At 70.5% G+C, this 22,094-nt stretch carries 20 protein-coding genes; 8 read left to right on the top strand and 12 right to left on the bottom strand.

The features are described 5' to 3' along the window. Positions 1-74: 74 nt before the first annotated feature. From IPN03_19800 to IPN03_19790, 3 genes are read left to right on the top strand one after another with little or no spacing between them, the layout of a single operon-like run. Positions 75-1,361 (top strand): HlyC/CorC family transporter, encoded by a 1,287-nt coding sequence (locus tag IPN03_19800; protein MBK9375895.1) that lies wholly within the window; start codon positions 75-77, stop codon positions 1,359-1,361. 51 nt (positions 1,362-1,412) lie between these two features. After that, complete coding sequence (locus IPN03_19795; protein MBK9375894.1) at positions 1,413-3,719, top strand: thioredoxin domain-containing protein; 2,307 nt, start codon at positions 1,413-1,415, stop codon at positions 3,717-3,719. After that, the gene (locus IPN03_19790; protein ID MBK9375893.1) at positions 3,720-4,562 is read left to right on the top strand and encodes an EamA family transporter; all 843 of its coding nucleotides are present in this window, start codon (positions 3,720-3,722) and stop codon (positions 4,560-4,562) included. A 633-nt stretch (positions 4,563-5,195) separates the two neighbouring features. On the opposite strand, the gene IPN03_19785 is transcribed toward IPN03_19790, so the two are convergent. From IPN03_19785 to IPN03_19765, 5 genes are read right to left on the bottom strand one after another with little or no spacing between them, the layout of a single operon-like run. Continuing rightward, a complete protein-coding gene (locus tag IPN03_19785) occupies positions 5,196-5,822 on the bottom strand; it encodes a molecular chaperone TorD family protein (protein ID MBK9375892.1) in 627 nt (208 codons plus the stop codon). 2 nt (positions 5,823-5,824) lie between these two features. Next, positions 5,825-8,074 (bottom strand): molybdopterin-dependent oxidoreductase, encoded by a 2,250-nt coding sequence (locus tag IPN03_19780; protein MBK9375891.1) that lies wholly within the window; start codon positions 8,072-8,074, stop codon positions 5,825-5,827. 1 nt (position 8,075) lies between these two features. Then, complete coding sequence (locus tag IPN03_19775) at positions 8,076-8,618, bottom strand: 4Fe-4S dicluster domain-containing protein (protein ID MBK9375890.1); 543 nt, start codon at positions 8,616-8,618, stop codon at positions 8,076-8,078. 9 nt (positions 8,619-8,627) lie between these two features. Next, positions 8,628-9,026: a hypothetical protein gene (locus IPN03_19770; GenBank protein MBK9375889.1), complete on the bottom strand. Its 399-nt coding sequence runs from the start codon at positions 9,024-9,026 to the stop codon at positions 8,628-8,630. 14 nt (positions 9,027-9,040) lie between these two features. Continuing rightward, positions 9,041-10,069: a hypothetical protein gene (locus IPN03_19765; GenBank protein MBK9375888.1), complete on the bottom strand. Its 1,029-nt coding sequence runs from the start codon at positions 10,067-10,069 to the stop codon at positions 9,041-9,043. Between the two features lie 176 nt (positions 10,070-10,245). Here IPN03_19765 and IPN03_19760 point away from each other — a divergent pair, with 176 nt between their 5' ends. Then, positions 10,246-10,434 (top strand): hypothetical protein, encoded by a 189-nt coding sequence (locus IPN03_19760; protein MBK9375887.1) that lies wholly within the window; start codon positions 10,246-10,248, stop codon positions 10,432-10,434. A 546-nt stretch (positions 10,435-10,980) separates the two neighbouring features. Here IPN03_19760 and IPN03_19755 read toward each other — a convergent pair. The 4 genes from IPN03_19755 to modA form a co-directional block, all read right to left on the bottom strand. Then, positions 10,981-11,886 carry a hypothetical protein gene (locus IPN03_19755; GenBank protein MBK9375886.1) on the bottom strand — a complete coding sequence of 302 codons (906 nt, stop codon included), beginning with the start codon at positions 11,884-11,886 and terminating at the stop codon, positions 10,981-10,983. After that, positions 11,883-12,350, bottom strand: coding sequence for a winged helix-turn-helix transcriptional regulator (locus tag IPN03_19750; protein MBK9375885.1), 468 nt, complete (start codon positions 12,348-12,350; stop codon positions 11,883-11,885). The genes IPN03_19755 and IPN03_19750 overlap by 4 nt, the downstream gene beginning before the upstream one ends. 273 nt (positions 12,351-12,623) lie before the next feature. Further along, entirely contained in the window at positions 12,624-13,052 is a 429-nt protein-coding gene (locus IPN03_19745; GenBank protein MBK9375884.1) for a winged helix-turn-helix transcriptional regulator, read from the bottom strand. 35 nt (positions 13,053-13,087) lie between these two features. Further along, the gene (gene modA, locus IPN03_19740; GenBank protein ID MBK9375883.1) at positions 13,088-13,924 is read right to left on the bottom strand and encodes a molybdate ABC transporter substrate-binding protein; all 837 of its coding nucleotides are present in this window, start codon (positions 13,922-13,924) and stop codon (positions 13,088-13,090) included. 117 nt (positions 13,925-14,041) lie between these two features. Between modA and IPN03_19735 the strand changes: the two genes are divergently transcribed. The 3 genes from IPN03_19735 to phnE are packed head-to-tail and all read left to right on the top strand — an operon-like array spanning position 14,042 to position 17,258. Beyond that, positions 14,042-15,412, top strand: coding sequence for a PhnD/SsuA/transferrin family substrate-binding protein (locus IPN03_19735; GenBank protein MBK9375882.1), 1,371 nt, complete (start codon positions 14,042-14,044; stop codon positions 15,410-15,412). Continuing rightward, positions 15,409-16,188: a phosphonate ABC transporter ATP-binding protein gene (gene phnC, locus IPN03_19730; GenBank protein ID MBK9375881.1), complete on the top strand. Its 780-nt coding sequence runs from the start codon at positions 15,409-15,411 to the stop codon at positions 16,186-16,188. The genes IPN03_19735 and phnC overlap by 4 nt, the downstream gene beginning before the upstream one ends. Further along, positions 16,185-17,258: a phosphonate ABC transporter, permease protein PhnE gene (phnE, locus tag IPN03_19725; protein ID MBK9375880.1), complete on the top strand. Its 1,074-nt coding sequence runs from the start codon at positions 16,185-16,187 to the stop codon at positions 17,256-17,258. Before phnC ends, phnE begins: the two co-directional genes overlap by 4 nt. On the opposite strand, the gene gpmA is transcribed toward phnE, so the two are convergent. After that, on the bottom strand, positions 17,255-18,001 hold the full coding sequence (gene gpmA / locus IPN03_19720) for a 2,3-diphosphoglycerate-dependent phosphoglycerate mutase (GenBank protein MBK9375879.1): 747 nt from the start codon (positions 17,999-18,001) through the stop codon (positions 17,255-17,257). The genes phnE and gpmA overlap by 4 nt on opposite strands. Positions 18,002-18,106: 105 nt before the next feature. On the opposite strand from gpmA, the gene IPN03_19715 reads away from it, so the two are divergent. Further along, positions 18,107-19,834 (top strand): VWA domain-containing protein, encoded by a 1,728-nt coding sequence (locus IPN03_19715; GenBank protein ID MBK9375878.1) that lies wholly within the window; start codon positions 18,107-18,109, stop codon positions 19,832-19,834. 12 nt (positions 19,835-19,846) lie between these two features. Here the strand turns inward: IPN03_19715 and IPN03_19710 are convergent, their stop codons facing one another. Further along, on the bottom strand, positions 19,847-20,881 hold the full coding sequence (locus IPN03_19710) for a polysaccharide deacetylase family protein (GenBank protein MBK9375877.1): 1,035 nt from the start codon (positions 20,879-20,881) through the stop codon (positions 19,847-19,849). 1 nt (position 20,882) lies between these two features. Further along, the gene (locus IPN03_19705) at positions 20,883-22,052 is read right to left on the bottom strand and encodes an AMP nucleosidase (protein MBK9375876.1); all 1,170 of its coding nucleotides are present in this window, start codon (positions 22,050-22,052) and stop codon (positions 20,883-20,885) included. Positions 22,053-22,094: the final 42 nt, after the last annotated feature.

The following is a 22,094-nucleotide window of genomic DNA, read 5'->3' as shown; positions in this document are numbered from 1 at the left end:
GACGAGGACCTGGGCCACCGCGCGGTTTCGCGCCCCGACGTACCCGCGGAGCGCGTCGTCCGTAGAATCGCCGCATGTTCGAGATCCTCGTCGTCCTGGCGCTCGTCGCGGCGAACGGGCTCTTCGCCGGCGCGGAGATCGCCGTCCTGACCGTGAGAAGGACCCGGATCGCGGAGCTGGTCGAGGAGGAACGGGCGGGGGCTGCCGCCCTCTCCGCGCTGCGCGCCGACCCGGAGAGCTTCCTGGCGACGGTTCAGATCGGAATCACGGTCGTCGGTGCGGCGGCGGCGGCGTTCGGGGGCGCGACGCTCGCCGCGCCCCTCGCGGCGGGGTTCAGCGCGCTCGGGGTCCCCGTCAAGGTCGCCGACGACGTCGCGCTCGGCCTCGTGGTCGTGGTCGTGTCGTTCCTGTCCCTCGTCGCCGGAGAGCTCGTCCCGAAGTCCCTCGCCATGCGCTTCGCGGAAGGCTACGCCCTCGCGATCGCGCGGCCGCTCTCTCTCCTCGCGAGGCTCGGGCGCCCCGTCATCCGCTTCCTGACGGCGTGCTCGAACCTGATCCTCCGCCTCTTCGGCGACAGGACGTCCTTCACCGAAGCCCGGCTCTCGCGCGAGGAGCTGCAGACGCTCGTCGAAGAGACCGCCCTGACGGGTGCGCTCGACCCGCGGGCGAGCGAGATCGCCTCCCGGGCGCTCGACCTGCCGGGCCTGAAAGTCGGCACCGTGATGACCCCGCGAACGGCCGTGGTCGCGATCCCGATGACGGCCGGCCCGCGAGAGATCCAGGACCTCTTCTCCCGCAGCCCCTTCGAGAGGTTCCCCGTTCACGAGGGGAGCCTCGACACCGCAAAGGGATACGTCCTCGGCCGGGACGTCCTCCTCCGGCTCCTGGAGGGCTCCCCCGGGCCGCTCGAGGGTCTCGTGCACGAGGCGCCGTTCTTCCCGGAGTCGGCGGAGGCGGTCGCCGTCCTTCGGGACCTTCAGAAGCTCCACGTTTCGATGGGATTCGTCGTCGACGAGCTGGGCGCCTTCACGGGGCTCGTCACGTTCGAGGACCTCGTCGAAGAGGTCGTCGGGGAGATCCTGCACGAGAAGGAGACGGCAACCGTGCCGTACCGCTCCGAAGGTGAGGCGGTCTGGGTGGTCGAGGGAGGGGCGGGAGTGAGGGACGTGAACCGCGCGCTCGACCTCGAGCTGCCGGAGGACCCGGCCTACGCCACGATCGCGGGGCTCGTCCTTCATCGCCTCGGGCGGATCCCGAGACCGGGGGAATCGCTCGTCGACGAGGAGTCGGGCCTGAAGGTCGAGGTCGTCGAGAGCACGGCGCGGCACGTGTCGCGGGTCCGGCTGACGCGCGTCGGCTGAGGCGCGCGGCGGGAGGCGGGGGGGCTGACCGTTCTGTTGGAGAATCCCGCCATGTCCGACACGACACGCCCGCCGAACCGGCTCGCGAAGGAATCGTCCCCGTACCTGCGCCAGCACGCGCACAACCCGGTCGACTGGTACCCGTGGGGGGCGGAGGCGTTCGAGCGGGCGCGGCGGGAGGACAAGCCGCTGTTCCTCTCCATCGGCTACTCGGCGTGCCACTGGTGCCACGTGATGGAAAGGGAGTCGTTCGAGAACGACGCGGTGGCGGCCGTCCTGAACGCGCACTACGTGTCGGTGAAGGTCGATCGCGAGGAGCGGCCCGACGTCGACGACGTCTACATGAGCGCGGTGCAGACGATGGTCGGCCGGGGCGGCTGGCCGCTCTCGGCGTTCCTCTTCCCCGACGGGCGGCCGTTCTTCGGCGGTACCTACTTCCCCCCGGATGACCGGCAGGGGCGCGCGGGGTTCCGGACCATCCTCGAGAAGCTGGCGGAAGCGTGGCGCGAGCGGCGCGACGAGCTGGCGAAGGGGGCCGACGAGATCGTCGCCGAGGTGGAGAACGCGAACCGGATCACCGAGCGGACGGGCCGCGAGGCGCTCTCGGCCGCGACGGGAAACGTCCTGACGGCGACGCTGAAGCGGACGTTCGACGCACGCCACGGCGGGTTCGGCGGCGCGCCGAAGTTCCCTCCGCACCTCGCGCTCGAGTGGCTCCTGCTGAAGGGAGCCGAAGGGGATTCGATCGCCCGGTCGATGGCGCTGAAGACACTCGACGCGATGGCCCTCGGCGGTATCCACGACCACCTCGCCGGCGGCTTCCACCGCTACTCGACCGACGAGCGGTGGCTCCTGCCGCATTTCGAGAAGATGCTGACCGACAACGCACAGCTCCTCTCGCTCTACGCGCGGGCGTTCGTCCTGACGGGCCGCGACCTCTACTGGAGGACGGCCCGCGGCATCGGCGACTGGCTCCTCTCCCAGATGCGCGGGGAGGAAGGGGGCTTCTTCGCCGCCACCGACGCCGACTCGGAAGGAGAGGAGGGGAAGTACTTCGTCTGGCCCGAGGCCGAGGTGCGCGAGGTGGCCGGCAGCGAAGCCGCGCTCTTCGCGAGCGCCTACCGCGTCCGGGCCGAGGGTAACTTCCACGACGAGTCGACGCGGCAGGCGACGGGCCTGAACGTCCTCCACCTCGGAGACGAGCCGTCGGCGGAAGAAGAGGCGCGCCTCGCCCCCGTGAGGGCCCGGCTCCTCGAACGGAGGCGCCGGCGGGTGCCGCCGGCGACGGACGACAAGCGGATCGCGGGCTGGAACGCGCTGACGATCTCGGGCCTCGCGGTCGCGTCCTCGATACTCGGCGAGCCGCGCTACCTCGAGGCGGCCCGGGAGTGCGCACGGTTCCTGCTGACGCGGATGCGCGACGGCGAGGGACGCCTCCTCCGGACCTGGGCAGGGGGGGAGGCGAAGATCCTCGCATTCCTCGAGGACGAGGCGTACCTGGCGCTCGCCCTTCTCGACCTCGCCGACGCCGAGCCCGACGCTCTCGAGGCGAAGCGGTGGGCGACCGAGGCCCGCCGCGTCGTCACCGGCCTGCGGCGCCGCTTCACGCGGCCCGGTGTGCCCGGCTTCACGTTCACGGGGGAGGGAAACGAACCCCTCCTCGTGAGGACGCGAGACCTGTTCGACAAGGCGATTCCCTCGGGACCTGGCGCAGCCGCCCGAGCCCTCGCGCGCCTGGCGCGGCGAGAGGGCGACGGGGTCCTCGCGGCCGAGGCGCTGGCGGCGGTCGAGGAGGTGTCGGGGTTGATGGAGCGCGCGCCGCACGGCACGGAGTCGTGGCACCTCGCGTGGGAGGAGCTCCGGACGGGCGGTCTCCTGCGGGAGGCGCCCGCGGCAGAGGACGGCGCAGAACGAGTGGTTGGGGAGGACGACGAGGAGGAGGCGAAGGGAACGGGACCGGAGCCGGCGGGTGGACCGGTCCGCGTCTCGGCCTCCATCTCCGCCGACCGGGTCGCGCCGGGGGAGATGCTCGAGGTGAGGATCGCCGTCGAGCTGAGTGCGGGCTGGTCCCTGACGGGGGAGAAGCCGCTCGCGGTCGACGCGTGGGGCGGGCCCGACCTGCGCTGCTCCGCCGTCGAGCTGCCGCCGCGCCGAACCGTGCGGCACGAGGACGGGACGACCGAGCTCGGCTACGAAGGACACGTCGACGTGACGCTCGTCTTCGACGTCCGCCCCGGAGCGACCGAGGGGGAGCACCCGATCGCCATCTCTCTCAGGTACCGTGCCTGCGGCGAAGGGACCTGCCTGCCGGAGCGGGCGCTCGCCCTCACGGTTCCGGTCCTCGTCCTGAAGCGCTGAATGCCCGAGGCGCTATCTCCTCGCGCGGGCCGTTTCTACGTCGCGGGAGCGGCGCTTCTCTGGTCGACAGGCGGGCTCGCCATCAAGCTCGTCCCGCTCGATGCTCTCGGCGTCGTCTTCTGGCGGGCGGCCCTGACCGTCGCCTTCCTCGTCGCCGTCTTCCGGCCGAGCCTCGAGAGGTGGAAGAGGGCGTCCGTCGCGACGGCGGTCGTCTACGCGCTCATGATCCTGACGTTCGTCACGGCGACGAAGTGGACGACGGCGGCGAACGCGATCTTCCTCCAGTACACGGGGCCGTTCTACGTGCTGGCCCTGGGGCCGTGGCTCCTGAGGGAGAGGTTCCGCAAGGCCGACGCCGTCGCAATCGCCGTCGCCCTTGGAGGAATGTCGCTCTTCTTCGTCGGGAAGCTGGATGGCGGGCACCTCGCCGGGAACCTGATGGGGGTCGTCTCGGGCCTCTTCTTCGGACTGACGGTCCTTCTCCTCCGGCGGGACCAGTCGCGCGATGCGATGGCGTCGGTCTTCCTCGGTAACCTTCTCGCCGGAGCCATCGCGTTGCCCTTCGCCTGGGGGCACCTCGCCCTCGACCTGAAGGGCATTGCCGTCATCGCCTTCCTCGGCATCGTCCAGATGGGAATCGCCTACATCCTGTTCGTGAGGGGCCTCTCGGTCGTCCCGGCCGCGGAGGCGTCGCTCCTCGGGATGCTCGAGCCGGCGTTCAACCCGCTCTGGGCGTATCTCGGCATCGGTGAGCGGCCGTCGGGATGGGCGCTCGCCGGAGGAGCGATCGTCCTCCTCGCCGTGGCGGGGCGGACGGTTCTGGGCGCGCGCGCCCAGAGCTGACTCCAGGGCCCCGCCCGGCCCGGCGGGTGGGTGGCACTCGCTGATCCGTCCCGAAACGGGGCTGGGGGCTGGTCTCCCGCCCCGGAGGGGATGCGGAAAGGCCGCCGGTCGCTGCGGTCGCCTGGCCTGCCGCCGCGCGCCACAGCACCAGACCCTCGACGCCAGCTCTCCGCCGGTCCGGACCCGTCCCGCAGGCCAGGCATTTCGACAGGAAGGACTTCGAGCGGACCCGGGGTGCTCGGCGCCCCGGGAGGCCGCCGGGACGACGCACGCGACGCGGCAGGGGGCGGCCGGGCGCGCGGGCGCGCCTTTCCGACCGGGGCGGCCGGCGCGGCCAGCAGAGTCCCGGAGGCGGAGGCGAGATCGACCCATCCTAACGCCCCCCGGACCAGCCGGTACTCCTTCTTTCAGGAACGTCCTCTGGCTCAGCGGCCCGCCAAGCCGTGACAGTACGAGCGGCGCTGAAGGCCAGCCCGGCTACGGCGGGCACAACCTCGGCCCTCCCTACTGGCGCGGCGGTACGACAGGCCGGGCGTAGAGGCTGAAGGCCGGGGCGTGGGGATCAACCCCGAGCTGAAGAAGGCGATCGAGGCCGCGCGCGCGCAGCCCCGGTAGGAGGGACCGGGGCGGCGGTCAGGAGACGGCCTCGAGGAGCAGCTCCCCGGCGGCCTTCAGCGCGGGGACCCGCGCCTCGGCCACGAGCGTCGTGGCGAAGCGGGGCAGCCAGGACCCCACGTGCGCCTGCCAGAGCTCCTCGAGGAGCGGGCGCACGTCGTCTCCCTCGGCGACGCGGGCCGCCAGGGCCGAGAAGAGGGCGAGGACGAGCCCGGCGTGGTCTGCCGGGTCGGACCCGGCGCGCGTCGGCTCGAGGCCGGCGCGGAGGTAGAAGGCGGTCATCGAGGCGTGTTTCGGACCCCTGAGGCGCGGCGGCCCGTCGTGCTCCCAGGTGTCGTGCCAGGGGCGGCAGGGAGCGGCCCGCGGTCCGACGAAGAGACGCGTCCATTCCTTCGCCAGCTCGACCGGATCGGCCTCGCGGTAGAGGCGGGCGACGGCCTCGACGCGGGCGTCGAGGCCGTCGTGCACGAGCGGAGGATCGGCCCGCAGTCCGAGAAGGGCGTGAAGGGTCTCGGACGGCGGGTCGAGGAGAAGGCGAGCGAGGAAGCCGGAGACGAACGCGGCGGTCCGCGGCCCGCCCGTCGCGGGCTGCGCGACGGCGAGGGCCAGGAGGAGACCGCGGGGACCGGGAGCGCCGCTCGTCACGATCAGATCTTCGCGATGGAGACGACGGCGTCCATGATGCAGGCCGCGCCGCCGACGTCCTTGCGGGCGAGGATGTCGTCCATCGACTGTCCGGGAACGAGGATGGCGTCCTTGGCGCCCTTGCCGTAGGCCGCCGTCATGAGGCGCGACTGGTGGCCGAAGCCGTGCGGGACGAGGACGCAGTCGGGCCGGATCGCCTCGGTGAGGCGTGCCGGGACCTGGATCTCGCCGACGCGGGAGCGGACCTTGATCGTGTCGCCCTCGGAGATGCCGAGGCCGCGGGCGGTCTGGACGTTGATGAAGACCTCGTTCGTCCCCTTGATCTCGTTCGTGATCCGGTTGTTCTCCGTGGTATTGCGGATGTGCATCGGGGGAATGATCGTGAGGAGATAGAACGGGTACTGGCTGCTCGGGACGTCGCGCTTCTGCTTCCACGTCGGGAGCGGCTCGAAGCCGGCATCCGCGAAGGCCTTGACGTAGATGTTGATCTTCCCGCTCGCCGTCGGGAACGACGTCCGCGGGACGAAGGGCGCGACCTCCTTCACGAATCCCTTCGCCTTCATCTCGGCGAAGTTCGCTCCGAGGCCGGCACGCTTCGTCTTCTCGTCGAGGACGTATCCCATGTTGATCGGCGTCCCGTCGGGGTTCTTCCAGTATTCGGGGAAGGCCTTGAGGCCCCACGCCAGGAGGATGGAGCCGAGCGGCTTCGTCTCGAACTGCGGCGGGACGACGGGCTGCCTCACGACGGTCATCTTGTAGGGGGCGTGGTGGTCGCGGGCGACGAGGTCGGAGACCTCGAGGTAGAGGGCCGAGGGGAGGACGACGTCGGCCAGCTCGATGATCTCGTTGGGGAAGATGTCGCAGACGACCGTGAAGGGGATCTTCTTCAGCTCTGCCTCGACCTCGGGCGGATTCGGGAAGGCCATCGTCGAGTAGCGGGTGATGATCCCCATCTGGATCTTGCCGGGGTTCTTTCGCAGGCCGTCCGCCAGGCACGAGAACATGCCGCTTCCAACGGCCTTGAGGAACGGGTGGCGGTGGCGCCCGACGATGTCGACGCCGCTCTTGGCCGGGTAGGCCGGCGGCGGGACGATGGCGTCGATCCCGGGGATCGTGTGCGTCCGCGGGAAGAAGCGTCCGCCCGGCCGGTCGATCGTCCCGGCGAGGACGTTCAGGATCGTGATGGCGAACGTCGTCTCGCTGCCGTTGGCGTAGTTGGCCGACGGGGTCTTCTTGTGGATCGGGGCGATCGCAGGGCCGTTCGTCGCGAACTCGCGGGCGATCCGGGTGATCGTTTCGGCGGGGACGTCGGAGAGCGCCTCGGCCCATTCCGGCGTGTAAGGCGCGAAGTGGGCGCGGATCTCGGTCTCGTACTGCGGGAAGTTCGTCAGCCCCTCGACGAAGGCCTTGTCGTAGAGGTTCTCGGCGAGGATCACGTGGATCATCGCGTTGACGACGGCGAGGTCCGACCCGGGGCGGATCGAGATCGCCTCGTCGGCGACGACGGAGGTCCCGGCCGCCTTGTACGGGTTGAAGGAGACGATCTTCGCCCCCTTCTTCTTGGCGTCGGTGACGGCGCGGGCCCAGACGACTTTCGCCTTCCCGACGACGTCCCATCCGAACGTGACGATGTACTTCGCGTTCGCGAAGTCGTGGCCCCAGACGAAGCCGCCGATGACGTTTGCGGAGACGACGCGGTTCGCGAGGAAGCACTCGTCCCAGTGGTCGAACCGGTTCGACGTGCCGATGCAGTTCTGGAATCGGGCCCAGACGTCGGGGCTCGCCAGGCCGAGGATCATGACGCTGTCGCGCCCGTTCTTCTCGATCGTCTCCTTCAGCTTCGCGGTGGCGAGGTCGAGCGCCTCGTCCCAGGTGATGCGGACCCAGCCGGCGTCGACGCCGACACCCTTGACCGGGTTCGTCCGCTTCATCGGGTACTTGAGACGGTCGGGGTCGTAGAGGTAGCCGGTGGCGGCCTTCCCCTTGGCGCACATCTTCCCGCCGCCCTGGATGTCCTCGGGGAGCCCCTCGACGAACGTCAGGACGCCGCCCGACACCGTCGCCTTCATGCCGCAGGCCGAGCCGCACCAGGCACAGTCGCTGATGATCTGCGTCGCCGTGTCGGCGAGGGGGACGGGCCCGGAGGCCTTGCGGACGATGCCGTCGAGAAAACCGGGAAGGACGGCGGCGCCGGCGAGAGCGGTGCCGGATGTCTTGAGGAACTCGCGCCGGTTCGCGTCGAGAGTGTTCATCTCATCCCTCCTTCGGCACGAAGCGGATCGAGGGGTTGGTGTAGGAGGGTTCGGCGAAGTTCGGGATCTGCTTGACGCCCTCGTGGTCGATGTCGACGAGCTTTCCGAACTGCAGCGCTCCGGTCGGGCAGGTGTCGACGCAGGCCGGCTCCTTGCCCGCATCGATCCGGTCGACGCACATCGTGCACTTGGACATCTTCTTCTCGGTGGCGTCGTACTGCGGGGCGCCGTACGGGCAGACCGACTCGCAGTAGCGGCAGCCGATGCACTTGGTCTTGTCCAGCAGGACGATGCCGTCCTTGGTGCGGACCGTCAGGGCGCCGGAGGGGCACGCCTTGACGCAGGGGGCGTCGGCGCAGTGGTTGCAGGCCATCGAGACGCCGTAGGTCGTCACCTTCGGCCAGACGCCGAGGACCTGGTCGATGACCCGGCGCCAGCGGACGTTGCGGCCGGTGGGGACGTTGTTCCAGGTCTTGCAGGCGGCCTCGCAGGCCGAGCAGGAGATGCAGAGCCCGAGGTCGACGAGGAATCCGTACGTGCTCATCCTCTGCTCCTACTTGTAGTAGACCGGGCCGGGGCCCGAGCGGGAGTGGCAGGAAACGCAGGCCTCGACGGAGACCGTGCGGCGCAGCTCGGCGCCGGACTCCTGGGTAAAGTCGATGGCGGCGCGGTGGCAGAAGACGCAGTTCTTGTTGTCTGGACCCTTGCGCGGGTTGTAGCCCGGGGTGAAGGGGAGCATGGCGTTGTGGAACGTCTGCACCCGCGGGTCCTGGGAGCTCTCCTTCAGGATCGCGGCGTGGCAGGTCAGGCAGTCGGATTTGTAGGAGGGGCTCTGGGGGTCGTGGATCGCCGTCGCGTTCACCGCCGCCGCGTCGGCGCCCGTGAAGGGCGCGGAGGCGAGGGCGAGGAGCGGGAGGAGGGCGAGGGCCACGAAGGTGGCTTTCCTGCTCATCGGTCCTTCCTCTCTCAGAAGTGGCCCTTCACGCCGAAGGTGAAGGCCGTCAGGGTGTAGTCGTCGAGGTTGTAGAGGGCTTCGTCGAAGTCGCGGTACTGGATCCTCAGGAGGGCGTCGAAGGTCTTCGAGAGGCTCTTCTCGACAATTCCTTCCACGCGCCACGCCTGGTGGTCGGTGGACTCGGAAGGAGCGTCGAGCCAGCCCGAGAGGCCGGCACGCCATCCGTCTCCCGGTGTCCAGTCGAGGCCGAGCGCCCCGGTGACGCCGTTGACCTCCTCGTCGGTGTTGACGAAGCCGGGGAAGGTGACCGCGTCGGGGAACTCCCAGCTCTGGCTCCGGAAGCCGATCTCGCCCCAGAGCTCGAAGGCCGAGCCGCCGGGGGTGCCGGCGTGCAGGACGACGCTGGTGGCTTCGGTCTCGGCGCGGGCCGTGCCGAGGACCCAGGTGGGGTCGTAGAAGGGCTCGTAGAACGGCGCCTCGAGGTCGGCGACGCCCCGGCCCCAGGAGGCCATCACGGTGAAGGGGGCCTTGCCGAGCTTGCCGCTGAGGGAGCCGGAGACGGAGTCGAAGGTCGATTCCTTCGGGCCCGTGGCATAGCCGTTGAGGAGGTCGGCCAGCTCGATGGTGGTCTCGTCCCAGGTGCGTCCGCCCTGCAGGGCGATGCGGAAGGCGCCCGCCTTGTAGCGCAGCTCGCCGCGCAGGGAGTCCTTCGTCCGCTCGTTTTCCTGCTGCTGCAGGCCGGTCCCGCGGACGAAGAGGAGGTCGTTGGTGGTCTCCTCGCGCCCGCCCAGGACCGAGGCGCGGAAGCCGCCGGTGCGGTAGCCGAGCTCGCCGCGGACGGCCCAGGTGTCGAGGTCCTGGTTCTGGGTGAGGGCGTAGGTGCGGCTCCTGACGGTCTCGGTGCCGGAGGCTTCGGTCTCCTCCTTGCCGATGCGGCCGGTCACCCTCACGTCGAAGCCGCCGAAGGGCTGGACGGAGACGGCGCCGGCGGCTCCCTGGCGGGTGACGTCGGAAACGCCGTTCGTCAGGGCGTCGCGCACGACCTGCCCGGCGGCGCTCGTGGCCGCCGGTGAAGGTCGGGGTCGACTCGACCTTGTCGTAGTGGACGCCGCCGGCGAGCTGGACGTGCTCGTACTGGTTGGCGGCGGTCAGGTGGGCCTGGACGTAGTCGGCGTCGTGCCCTTCGCCGCCGCGGTAGAGCTCGAGGAGGCTCGCCGTGCCGAAGACGGGCGTCGTGGTGAGGGAGTCGCTCGTGCGCTTCCCGAGGGCGACGCGGGCGTTCCAGTCGATGCAGAGGAGGCGCAGCCTGGCGCCGAGGGCTCCTTCGAGGAGCTGCGTGTCGAGTTCCGCAAGGGCCGGGCTGAAGAAGGCCGGCGCGCCCGAGTCGCCGAAGGCGAAGCCCTGAGCCTCGGGGACCCGCTCGCCGCCGAGGTCGACGCCGCGGACGGTGAAGTCGACGACGCCCGCCGAGGGGAGCCAGGCCGCGCGGACCTTGAAGCGGGTCCGCGTGGCAACCGGGTCGTCGGGGCCGACGCCCGGATGGAGGGTGTTCGTGTTCGGGTAGAGGGTGGAGACGGGCGTCCCGAGCGGCGTGGTCTCCGGCCGGATGGAGGTGTCGGAGTAGCGCCGGGTCCGGTCGAGCGTCAGCTCGAGGCGGAAGGGGCTCTCCGGCCGGTAGGTCAGGTCGAGCCAGCCGGCGGTGGTCGGCTCGAAGCGCAGGCCGATCTCGAGCCCCCTGGACCTGTGCTCGAGGCCGACGAGGACGCCGTTGCGGTAGCCCTCGTGGTCGTCCCGCCGGCCGTCGTCGCCGTCCTCGATGCCGGCGACGCCGGCGAGGGTGACGTCGGTGGTGCTGGTCTTCGGGGCGTCTTCGGCCGTGACAGGGAGCGCGACGGCGAAGGCTGTCGTGAGGGCGAGCGGGAGGAGGAAGCTCTTCTTCATCGTCTCCTCCTCAGCGCTTGCGGTACTGCGGCGCCATCAGCTCGTCCACGTTGGAGCCGTGGACCTCGCTGTGGCAGTCGATGCACTTGCCGCCCCCCTGCAGGTAGCGGTTGTGCGGGATCTTGCCGGCGGCCGGGAAGTTGGTCTGGACGTGGCAGGTGAGGCAGACGCCGTTGCCCGAGGTCTTCAGGAGACTGCGATTCACCGAGCCGTGCGGGACGTGGCACGAGGAGCAGCCGTCTTCCATCGCCCGGTGCGGGAAGACCCACGGGCCAGCGGCCTCGGGGTGGCACTCGAGGCAGTTGCTCTCGGGGCCCTTCTTCCCGCCGGCGGTCTTGCCGTGGACGTCGTGGCAGGAGGCGCAGCCCATCCGTCCCTCGAGGACGGGGTGGCGGTAGACGCGCCGGAACTCGCTGACCTGCTCGACGTGGCAGGAGGCGCAGGCGCTCTCGCCCCGCTTCTTCGCCGCCTTGCCCTTGGCGTCGTGCCACGAATCCCCGTGGCAGCTCCAGCAGGAGACGTCGGCACTGCGGGAGTGGGGCGTCCCCTCCCACCCCGGGAAGCCGCTCCGGTGGCAGGTGAGGCACGCCCTGGAACGGGCCTTCGCGTCCGCCTTCGCAAGAGCCGCCTTGCCGACGATGTCGGCGGCAGAGCCGCTCTCGAGATGCTTCGCCGCGTCGCCGTGACAGCTCTCGCAGTACCGCGCCTCGCGCGTGGCGATGCCGGCGTGCGGCCCCTTCGAGGCCGCGTCCACCTGCTCGGCGTGGCAGGGTGCACAGGGGCTCTCGGCGGCGGCCACCGCGGGCGGCGCCGGGAGAAGGGCGAGGAGGGCGCCCGCCGCGAGGAGGAGTCCGCCCTGATGCATCCACCCGGGGACGCGGGGCGGGCCTTCCGGGGAGGGCCGGGCCTGTGTCATGGAGCCTCCTGTGGGTCGGTGTTCGGATGTGATGCCGAGCAGGACGGAGAATCCGGATCGGCCGCCGGGGCGGCCGGGGAGATCGGGGCGAGGAGGGCCGCGCGGCCCTGCTCGCAGACGAGGTCGTGCGGCAGCGCGAGGATTCGAGCTGTCAGGTCGCGGTCTTTCCGGACGGCGGCGTCGGTGGAGAGCTCGGCCAGGACGACGTCGGAAAACTTCCGCGCGTGCTCGTCGACGGTGAGGGAGTAGTAGACGAACTTGCCGTCCCGACGTTCGGCGACGAGCCCGACGCGCCGGAGGGCGGAGAGGTGCTCGGACGCCGTCGAGCGGGCGATGTCGAAGATCGCCGCGACCTGGCCGACGCAGAGCTCGTTTCCTTCGAGCGTGGCGAGGATCCGCAGCCGCGCGCGGTTCGCGAGGACCTTCGATGTGTCGAGGAGGCGGGAGAGCGGTGAGGTCGGCATTTCGCGAGGCGTCGAAATGATGCCGCGATCCGTTTCCGGCCTCAACGATGAGTTTTCATCATTTCCCGATACGACGAAGTCGCGACGGCGTCGCGGGAGCCGGGTGGGGCGGAGCCGGGTCGCCTAACGGGTCGAATGGCTCAATCGCTTCCAGGGGAATGGATTGCGTGGGTGCGGGCCCTGCCGGCGCGCCTGGAACCAGCACCGTCGGCACCCGTCCATCAGGACCGGCGGAGGTCTAATGGCCTGATGGCCTGATGAACCGCCCGGTCGTCAGCCCGGTTTCCGCGCGGACGGCGGCCGCTTCGGCGCGGGACGGAACGCGGGAAGGAGCTTCCAGCGAGGGCCGGCACCGCAGAACGTCTCGACGTCGATCGCCTTGACCCGCTCGAGGAAAGCGCGATCGGCCGCGACCTTCTCGTCGTTCTGGATCCCCGTGAAGGTCGCCTTCAGCCAGGTCTTCAGATCGGGCCGCTCCGAGAGGCGGTAGAAGACGATCTTTCCGTCCTTGCGGTCGAGGAGGAAGCCTGCCCGCCGAAGCTCGGCGAGGTGGGCCGAAACGGTCGACGGGGCGAGGTCGAGGACGGCCGTCAGCTGGCAGACGCAGCACTCGCCCTTTTCCAGTGCGGCGAGGACCCGGATTCGGGCCGGATTCGCGAGCGCCTTCGTGACGCCGAGGGTGCGATTCAGCGGGCTGTCCATACGGGAACGACGGTAGCTCCGCCTCGGAGCCCTCGTCAAGGCGCGGAGAGGGGTGCGGCGAGAGGCGCCGGGAGGAAGAACCCGTGCTCTTCGAGAATGGCGCGGCCCCGCGCGCCGAGGAGGGCGTCGCGCAGGATGCGAGCGGCAGCGGGCTCACGCGCCCCTTTCAGGACGAGGCCTCCCTGGTCCATGCGCGGATAGCTCGCGACGGGGATCTCGACGTGCCGCCCGCTCGAACGCATGTGCGGCGCGAGGGCGAGCGGGAGAGCGACGATGCCCGCGTCCGCCGCCCCGCTCTGGACGAACTGCGCGGCCTGCGCGACGTTCTCTCCGAGGACGAGCTTGCCTTTCACGTCCTCGTACACCCCGAGCGCCTTCATGGCGGCCTCGGCGGCACGGCCGTACGGAGCATGGCGGGGGTTCGCGATGGCGACCTTTCGGACCGAAGGGTCGAGGAGGGCGCGAAGGCCGAGCGCGGCGACGTCCAGCTTCGAACCTGCGGGAACCCAGAGCGCGATCCGTCCGACGGCGTAGAGGAACGGCTCCCCGTCGCCGAGCCCTTTCGCCGCGAGGCGCCTCGGGTACTCGGCGTCGGCGGACAGGAACAGGTCGAACGGGGCGCCGTTCTCGATCTGCGCGTAGAAGCTCCCGGAAGAGCCGTACGTGACGACGGGACGGATCCCCCGCGTCGATGCGGCCGTGCCGGCGAGGACGGCGTCGAGAGCGAACTTCAGGTCTGCCGCGGCGGCGATGCGGACCTCGCGGGGATGAGGAGCGGCGTGGACCTGGGTTCGAGGTGCGCCGAGCGCAAGCGTGAGGAGCAACGGTTTCAGGACGATCCAGAGCGTCGACCTCACGCCCCAGTCTCCCATGAGACACGGGAGGCACGGACAAATCGGTGCGCCGGCCGGCGGGCTTCACGCCGATGCCTTAGACTCCCGGCCCGGCATGATGTGGGGAGGAGCTGCCGTCCGGGAGGGGGACCGCCCATGACGGCGAGACGGATCGACATCCTTCCGCGCGCCGGCTGGATTCTTGCCGCGCTCCTCTTCCTCGCCTTCGTCGCCGGGCTCGTGCGGCGCGACCGGATCGAGCAGGCAGGGGAAGAGGTCATCCGGATGCTCTTCGTCCCTTCGGTCGAGCAGGGGACCCTCGCCCGCCGCGGGAACGAGCTGGCGGAGTTCGTGCGAAAGGACTCCGGCCTCGTCATCCGGTCGGCCGTCCCGACGAGCTACGCGGCCGTCGTCCAGGCGCTCGGCGTCGGGCAGGCCGACATCGCCTGGGTCCCCGCCTTCGCCTACGTCGTCGCCCACGCCCGCTACGGGGCCGAGGCGCGCCTCCAGGTCGTCCGCGAAGCCGAGCGCTATGCCGTCGTCGTCACGCGAAACGGGGCGGGCGAGCCCGCGGGACTCGCCGACCTCGCGAAGAAGCGGATCGCCGTTCCGAAGAGCTTCTCGCCCGAGCTGAGGGCTTCGCTGACACCCGAGCTGGACCGCTGGGCCCCCGGCTGGGTCGAGGTGCCGGCGGCGGACGACAAGGACGCCGTACAGCAGCTTCTCGACCGGGCCGACGCCGTCGACGCGGCCGCCTCGAGCTGGGTCTTCTCCGGGCCGAAGGACCTCGTTGGCGACGGGCGGAAGCTCCTCGAGTACGACCGTCCCGGGACGCTCGAGAAGACCCGCATCGCCTTCAAGACCAGCGAGGCCGCGCGGGAAAGGGTCAACGTCTACTACGGCTCCGTCCTGACCCGGACCGACTCGGGCGTCTCGCGTCTCGAGGACCTGAACGGGCGTCCCTTCGCCTTCTCCGACGCCACGTCGACCTCGGGCTACATCTTCCCGCTGAACCTCCTCAACGCCAGCGCGGTCAAGCTCGGCCACGTCTACTTCGCCGGCGGCCACGCGAACGTCATCCAGGCGGTCGCCGACGGCAAGGTGGCCGGGGGCTCGTCGTTCTACTCGCCGCCCGGCAAGGTGAACGAGATCGAGCACACCTACGTCGCCGACGCGCGCCACCTCGTCATGAAGCGGATCCCGACGGACGAGGGGCGGCTCGCCTTCCTCGACGAGGTGCGCGTCCTGGCGCTGACCGACCCCATTCCGAACGACGTCTGCTGCGTTCGCCGCGGCTTCCCGAAGGCGACCTGGGACCGCTTCGAGCGCTCGCTCCAGAAGTTCATCGCCACGCCCGAAGGGCTCCGCGCCTACCTCGACCTCGTCGCGGCGGTCGCGGCCCGGCCGAGCGACGACGCCACCTTCGACGGCTTCCGTGCGGCGCTCCGGGCGACAGGGGTCAGCGCCGTCCAGCTCCTCGAGGCCGAGGAAGAGAAGCTCCGCAAGAAGCGCGAGGGGAAGAAGTGACCACGCCGGTCGCCGTCACCGTCGAGAAGCTCTCGAAGGTCTGGCCCGACGGGATCCGGGCGCTCGACGACGTCTCTCTGGAGGTCCGCGAGGGGGAGTTCCTCGCCGTCCTCGGCCTCTCCGGCTCGGGCAAGTCGACGCTCCTGCGCTGCATCAACCGGCTCGTCGACCCCACGGAAGGGAAGATCTCGATCTTCGGACGCGACGTGACGAGCGCCGAAGGGGCAGGCCTGCGTGCCCTCCGCCGCGAGGTCGGGATGATCTTCCAGCAGTTCAACCTCGTGAAGCGCCACAGCGTGAAGGACAACGTCCTCTCCGGCGCGCTCGGGAGAACCGGAACGCTTCGGAGCCTCCTGCTGCTCTTCTCCGAAGCCGAGCGGGCCGAGGCACAGGCGTGCCTGGACCGCGTCGGGATGGGAGACCGGGGCGACAGCCGCGCCGACGCCCTTTCGGGAGGCCAGCAGCAGAGGGTCGCCATCGCGCGCGCCCTCATGCAGCGGCCGAAGCTGATCCTCGCCGACGAGCCGGTCGCCTCGCTCGATCCGGCCCTGCGCAACTCGGTCATGCGGCACGTCGAGGCCCTGAACCGCGAGGAGGGGATCACGGTCATCTGCTCCCTCCACGACCTCGACCTGATGAAGCGCTACGCGACGCGCGCCGTCGCCCTGCGCGAGGGCAGGCTCGTCCACGAGGGAAAGCCCGAGGACTTCGACCTCGCGACGCTGAAGTCGATCTACGGCCAGGAGGCCGAGTTCGGCTTCGAGGCGGCCTCGTGAAGCGCGCCGCCCCGGCCCCGCCGAGCCTCGGGGCCCGTGGCCTCGCGCTCCTCGTCGACGCCCTTCTCCTCGCGACGTTCCTCCTGATGGGGGAGTTCCTCGGCCGCGCCCTCGTCTTCCCGGTCGGGGAAGGGACGCTGCGGACCGCGCAGGAGATCCTCGAGCGTCTCCACTACGCCGTCCTCTCCGGCACCGGGCTCGTTCTCGCCGTCGTCTGGCACGCGGCGGGGCGCTTCCTCGGCGGGACGCCCGGGCTCAGCTTCGCCGGCGCGCTGCCGCAGGAGGAGGCCGAGGTCTCGTGGAACCTCACTCTCCGCGGCTGGTTCACGCTCCTCTTCGTCGAGCTGACCTTCTTCACGGGGTGGCTCGTCACCGAGGTCGACCTCGGGACCTTCTTCACGAACTTCGACAAGGCGGCCGGCGTCATCCGCGGCCTGATGCACCCTTCCGGGACCGTCCTCTTCGAAGGCCTGATCCTCCTCATCCAGACGCTCTTCCTCGCCTTCATGGCGACGGCGTTCGCGATCCCCCCGGCGTTCCTCCTGGCGTTCGCCGCCGCGCGCAACCTGACGCGCGAGAGCCCCGCGGCGAAATTCGTCTACACGGCCCTGCGCACCGCCATGAACCTCACCCGCGCGGTCGAGCCGCTCGTCTGGGCGCTCATCTTCATCTCGTGGGTCGGCATCGGCCCGTTCGCGGGCGTCCTCGCGCTCTGGGTCCACTCCGTCGCCTCGCTCGTGAAGCTCTACTCCGAGCAGATCGAGAGCATCGACCGCGGCCCGATGGACGCCATCAAGGCGACCGGCGCCGGGACGCTCCAGGTCCTCCGCTACGGGGTCGTCCCGCAGGTCATCCCGCCGTTCCTCTCGTTCACGATCTACCGCTGGGACATCAACGTCCGCATGTCGACGATCATCGGCTTCGTCGGGGGCGGCGGTATCGGCTACATCCTCAAGCCCCGTGTCGACCTCGGCGAGTGGGGCGAGGTCGGCACGCTCGTCCTCCTCATCGCCGTCGCGGTCTGGGTGATGGACCTCGTCTCCGCGCGGATCCGCGAACGGATCGTCTAGCCCTTCTTCCCCTGGTTCGCGACGGCCTCGGCCTTCGCTTTCACCGCCTCGGCGTCGCCGAGGTAGAAGCTCTTCACCGGCTTCAGGTTCTCGTCGAGGTGGTAGACGAGCGGGACGCCCGTCGGGATGTTGAGGCCGACGATGTCGTTCTCGGAGATGCCGTCGAGGTACTTCACCATGGCGCGGAGGCTGTTGCCGTGGGCCGCGACGAGGACGCGGCGGCCGGCCTTCACCTCGGGGGCGATGACGTTCTCCCAGTAGGGGACGGCGCGGGCGACGGTCTCCTTGAGCGACTCGGTGAGCGGCAGCTCCGCCTGAGTGAGGTTGGCGTAGCGGCGGTCGTGGCCGGGGAAGCGCTCGTCCTCGGGAGTGAGGACGGGCGGGGGGGTCGAATAGCTCCGGCGCCAGACCTTCACCTGGTCCTCGCCGAACTTCGCGGCCGTCTCGGCCTTGTTGAGCCCCTGAAGGGCCCCGTAGTGCCTCTCGTTGAGCTGCCAGGCGCGGATCACCGGGATCCACATCCGGTCCATCTCGTCGAGCGCGATCCAGAGTGTCCGGATCGCACGCTTCAGGACCGAGGTGTAGGCGACGTCGAAGTCGTAGCCGCCCTCGCGGAGGAGCCGGCCCGCCTCGCGGGCCTCCTCGCGCCCCTTCTCGGTGAGGTCGACGTCGGTCCAGCCGGTGAAGCGGTTCTCGAGGTTCCACTGGCTCTCACCGTGGCGGACGAGGACGAGGGTGTACATGAAGGCCTCCTGCTTCGACGTTCTGCGCGGGAGGCGCAGGTTGCGCGCCTCCGGCCGGCGAATGGTATGCCATCTGCATGAGGGCCCGGCATGGAGGCAGTGGTCATGGAATCGTCCCCGAATGAGCGCCTTCTCTCGGGGCCGAGGTGTCGCGGCGAGGCAGCACCGGCCCTCGTTGCCCTGATCGCCCTGGCGACCGTCCTCCCGGCGGGACGGTTGTCCGGGCAGCCCGCCTCGGACGCGCCCAAGGTCTCCGCCTCGGCGGAGGTCTCGATCCTCGACGTGGACGTCGTCGTGACCGGCACGGACGGTCGGCCCGTCCACGGCCTGACGGCCAAGGACTTCGAGGTCCTTCTCGGAGGCAAGCCGGTGGCGATCACGAACTTCCGCGAGGAGCGCGATCCCGCGCCGACCGCGGGCGGCCCCGCCCAGGCGGCCCCGGCCGGGCCGACAGCTGCGGAACCGGCCGGGCGGCTGCCCCGTCGCGTCGTCGTCTTCGTCGATCGCCTCTACCTCCCGGAGCCGGACCGCCGGCGGCAGCTCTTCGACGGGCTCAAGGAGTTCCTGGAGCGGTCGCTCGGGCCACGGGACGAAGCCATGATCGTCTCGTGGGGCGATACCGTGAGAGTCGTCCGCTCGTTCACAGGCGATCTCGAGCAGCTCGAGGCGACGATCGACGCGGTGGCCCGGAGGGCCGCGCGCCGCGGAAGCGAAGCCGCCGAGCTGGACGAGCTCGCGGCGCGCGACTTCTGGTTCCAGGAGGTCGAGGCGGCGTCGGGCGGGATTCCCGACGTCGACACCGGTTCGACGGACCTCTCCCGCGAGCTCGCCGCCCTGCAGGCGTACAACGTCATGAAGGCGAAGACGACCGCGCTCCGGGGGCTCGTCGCCCTCATGGCGGGGATGGAGGGCCGGAAGTCCCTCGTGGTCGTCGCCGATCACTTCGGGCGCTATCCGGGACGCGAGTTCTACGTCGGTCCGCGCGGCGCGCAGGTGGGGATGCCGCGCGAGCGCGACGCCCGGCCACTCCTCGATGAGCTCGCCGAGGCTGCGAACGCGAGCGGCGTCACGCTCTACGGCATATACCCCTACGACCGCGTGGCGATGGTCTCGGCCGCCGACTCCGCCGTCTCCAACCCCGGGGCCGCCAGCGGCGTCTACGGCGCCGGCCTGGATGCGATTTGGTCGAACGAGATGGCAGGTCTGGACTTCGTCGCCGGAAAGACCGGAGGCATGACGGCCGGCCACCCCGGGGAGCTGCCGCGCTTCCTCGACCGCGTCGCGACGGAGCTCGGGTCGTTCTACGCGATCGGTTTCCCGGCCTCGGGTAGAGCGAAGGCCGCCGCGGTGACGGTCCGCGTGAAGAGACCCGGCGTCGAGGTGCGGACGCGGGCGACGGTTGCCGAGAGGACCGTGGAGGATCAGCTGGGCGACAGGGTGCTCGCGAACCTCTTCGCCTCCGACGAGAGGTCGCGCATCGCGATCTCGGTCGTCGCGGGCGAGGCGCAGCGGAAGGGCAAGAAGTACCGGATTCCGATCGAGGTGAAGATCCCCGTCGGGTCGCTCGTCCGCCTCCCCGGCCCTGCCTCCACGCAGGGCAAGTTCTCGGTCTTCGTCGTGGTCGCAACGCCGAACGGCGACTTCTCCGAGGTGACGCGGCGCAGGCAGGAGTTCCAGGTCGGGCGGGGAGACGAGGAGAAGGCGGGGGCCTCCCACCTCACCTACACCCTCGAGATCGAGAGCGACGCGCCGGCGCCGAGAATCTCCCTCGGCGTCTGGGACGAGATCGGTGGCGAGGCCGGCTTCGCGCTCGTCGGCCGGCTCAAGGGCTGAAGTCCCGGGGTGTCAGCGGGGCGCAGCGGGCGCGGAAGCCGCCGCGCTGCGCGCAGCGTCGAGGTCGGCGACCCACTTCGGCGCCTCCGGCTCGGCGCGGAAGAGCGCTTTCACGTCCTCGCCGCGCGCCGCCGCGAAGCGGTGGAGCCAGGAGGGGCCCCAGGGGCCGAAGTAGCCGTCGGGGCTCTTCCAGGCAGGGTCGGCGAGCGCCTCTTCGAGGGTGACGAAGGCGTATCCCCGCTTCTCGAGCCGTTCGAGGAGGAGCGGCATCGCGCGGGCGTTCAGGGCGTTGGCGTGGGAGAGGAGGATCTGCGGGATCTCCCGGCCGAAGAGGGCGCGGGAGCGTTCCTCGTAGAAGGCGCAGCGGGCGTCGAAGTCTTCGATGTATGCGGCGAGGAGACGCGCCTGTCCCGCCACGTCGCTCTCGGCGGCGAGCTTCGCGTCGGCCGACGCGAAGACCCAGTCCTCGTGCTCGATCGAGAGCGGCGCCACCGTGTAGCCCCGTGAGAGAAGAAATGCGTCGAAGGCGTCTCGCGTCTCTCGCGTCGTCCCCGTCTGCGCGTAGGGGTGGCGGAACCACTTCAGCGTCTTCCCGCGCCGTTCGAGAAGGCCGCGGGTGACGACCTCCCCCTTGATCACGGCGTCCTGCATTGCGGGGAGCGGCGTCTTCGTGAGACCCGGGTGGCCGAAGGTGTGGTTCCCGAGCTCCATCCCGGCATCGAGCCACTCCGTCAGCAGGGCGATCCGCGCGTCGACTTCTCCCGGAACGAAGAGCTTGTCCTCGTTGACGAAGGCGACGGCCTTCACCTTGCGCGCGGCGATCGCGGCGACGAGCTTGCTGGAGAGAGGAGCGACCGCCGCGAGCGGCAGACCGTATCCGACGAACGGCAGGTCGTCGACGGTGACGGCGACGGTCCGGCGCGGCGCCGCAGCCGGCTGAGACGGCGTGGCCGCCCCGGGCGCGCCGGACGCCGAGAGGAGAGGCGGAAAGGCGATCGCCAGGATGGCGGCAAGAGCGGGGGCAGAGGTGATTCGCGAGCGCGACACGTCAGCCCGACCCGAGGAGCGGCTCGTCGGAGGAGCGGATGTCCGAGGCGGGAAGGCCCCCGGGGAAGCGTTCGCGCACCTTCTCCAGCGCCTCGGCCGCGACCTCGAGGTGGGTCACACGGCTCGCGCGGTAGAAGGTCTGCGCCTCTGCGGAGAGCTTCGGCTGGCCGTGGAGCGGCTTGTCGCTCACGCACAGGAGCGCCGCGGTCGGAAATCGGTAGCGGAAGCCGTTCGCGGCGACCGTGGCCGACTCCATGTCCACCGCGACGCTGCGGCTCGCCTGGATGGCGGCGAGCGCCCGCTCCTGGTTGAACTCCCAGTTCCGGTTGGAGGTCGTGAAGACCGTTCCCATCCGGTAGGTGAGGCCTCGCGCTTCCATCCCTTCGATCAGGAGAGCGTTGAGGAAGTGGTTCGAGGAGACGGGGACGCTCGTCGGCAGGACGTCGTCGAGGATCCGGTCGTCCCGCATGTGGCCGGTCGCCAGGACGAGGTCGCCGATCTCCTGGTGGTTCCTGAGGCCCGCGCAGTGGCCGACCATGAGGACGGCGTCGGGGCGCAGGACGGCCAGGTGATCGGTGATCGTCTTGGCGTTCGACGGGCCGACCCCGATGTTGACGAGAGTGAGGCCCGCGGCGCCGGGCAGCTCGTGATGCCACGCCGGCATCTGGACGGAGCGGCCCGGGCCGACGGCGCCGGGGTAGCGGGAGCGGAACGCCTCGGCGTGCATCTCGTAGTTCGTGAAGAGGACGTGCCGCTGGAACCGCTCCGGCGAGGTGCCGGTGTAGTGCTCGAGCCGGTTGAGGGAGAGGTCGATCCGCTCGGGCCGGAAGAGGAAGAGCTTTTTCTGGCGGAGGTCCCAGGCGTCCTCGTCGAGGCTCTCGAAGAGGGCGGGGTCGTCGAACGGAATCCGGGGTCGGGTGCCGGTCACGGAGACCTGAGCGCCGCCGGCGGCGAGCTTGCCGAGCTCCCGCTCGAGGTACCACCGGATGGCGCGTGGACGCGCAAACTCGCCCTTCAGGACGGGATTGTGACGCGACCACGGACGGTCGATCTCGAGCTGCGGGTAGAGGCCCTCGTCCCAGATGGACTCGATGGCGTCGCACAGCCCGCGGACGAGCTCCGCGTGGCCGGTGTCCGGGGGAAGGGCAGCGAAGTCGACGGCAGTGTCCATAAACAAGTCAGATTACCGGAGACCCGGTCTCCCTGCATCAAG

The organism is Holophagales bacterium (genome assembly GCA_016719485.1).
Classification (GTDB): Bacteria; Acidobacteriota; Thermoanaerobaculia; order UBA5066; family UBA5066; genus UBA5066.
The sequence above is the reverse complement of the archived record's forward strand: the minus strand, read 5'-3'. Positions and strand labels throughout refer to the sequence as shown.

Coding starts and splice junctions, on each gene's coding strand:
- modA (MBK9375883.1), bottom strand. CDS start 13,924: ATGGGAGACTGGGGCGTGAGGTCGACGCTCTGGATCGTCCTGAAACCG.
- IPN03_19775 (MBK9375890.1), bottom strand. CDS start 8,618: ATGAGCACGTACGGATTCCTCGTCGACCTCGGGCTCTGCATCTCCTGC.
- IPN03_19800 (MBK9375895.1), top strand. CDS start 75: ATGTTCGAGATCCTCGTCGTCCTGGCGCTCGTCGCGGCGAACGGGCTC.
- IPN03_19745 (MBK9375884.1), bottom strand. CDS start 13,052: ATGGACAGCCCGCTGAATCGCACCCTCGGCGTCACGAAGGCGCTCGCG.
- IPN03_19735 (MBK9375882.1), top strand. CDS start 14,042: ATGACGGCGAGACGGATCGACATCCTTCCGCGCGCCGGCTGGATTCTT.
- IPN03_19755 (MBK9375886.1), bottom strand. CDS start 11,886: ATGACACAGGCCCGGCCCTCCCCGGAAGGCCCGCCCCGCGTCCCCGGG.
- gpmA (MBK9375879.1), bottom strand. CDS start 18,001: ATGTACACCCTCGTCCTCGTCCGCCACGGTGAGAGCCAGTGGAACCTC.
- IPN03_19715 (MBK9375878.1), top strand. CDS start 18,107: ATGGAATCGTCCCCGAATGAGCGCCTTCTCTCGGGGCCGAGGTGTCGC.
- IPN03_19705 (MBK9375876.1), bottom strand. CDS start 22,052: ATGGACACTGCCGTCGACTTCGCTGCCCTTCCCCCGGACACCGGCCAC.
- IPN03_19780 (MBK9375891.1), bottom strand. CDS start 8,074: ATGAACACTCTCGACGCGAACCGGCGCGAGTTCCTCAAGACATCCGGC.
- IPN03_19790 (MBK9375893.1), top strand. CDS start 3,720: ATGCCCGAGGCGCTATCTCCTCGCGCGGGCCGTTTCTACGTCGCGGGA.
- IPN03_19750 (MBK9375885.1), bottom strand. CDS start 12,350: ATGCCGACCTCACCGCTCTCCCGCCTCCTCGACACATCGAAGGTCCTC.
- IPN03_19795 (MBK9375894.1), top strand. CDS start 1,413: ATGTCCGACACGACACGCCCGCCGAACCGGCTCGCGAAGGAATCGTCC.
- IPN03_19770 (MBK9375889.1), bottom strand. CDS start 9,026: ATGAGCAGGAAAGCCACCTTCGTGGCCCTCGCCCTCCTCCCGCTCCTC.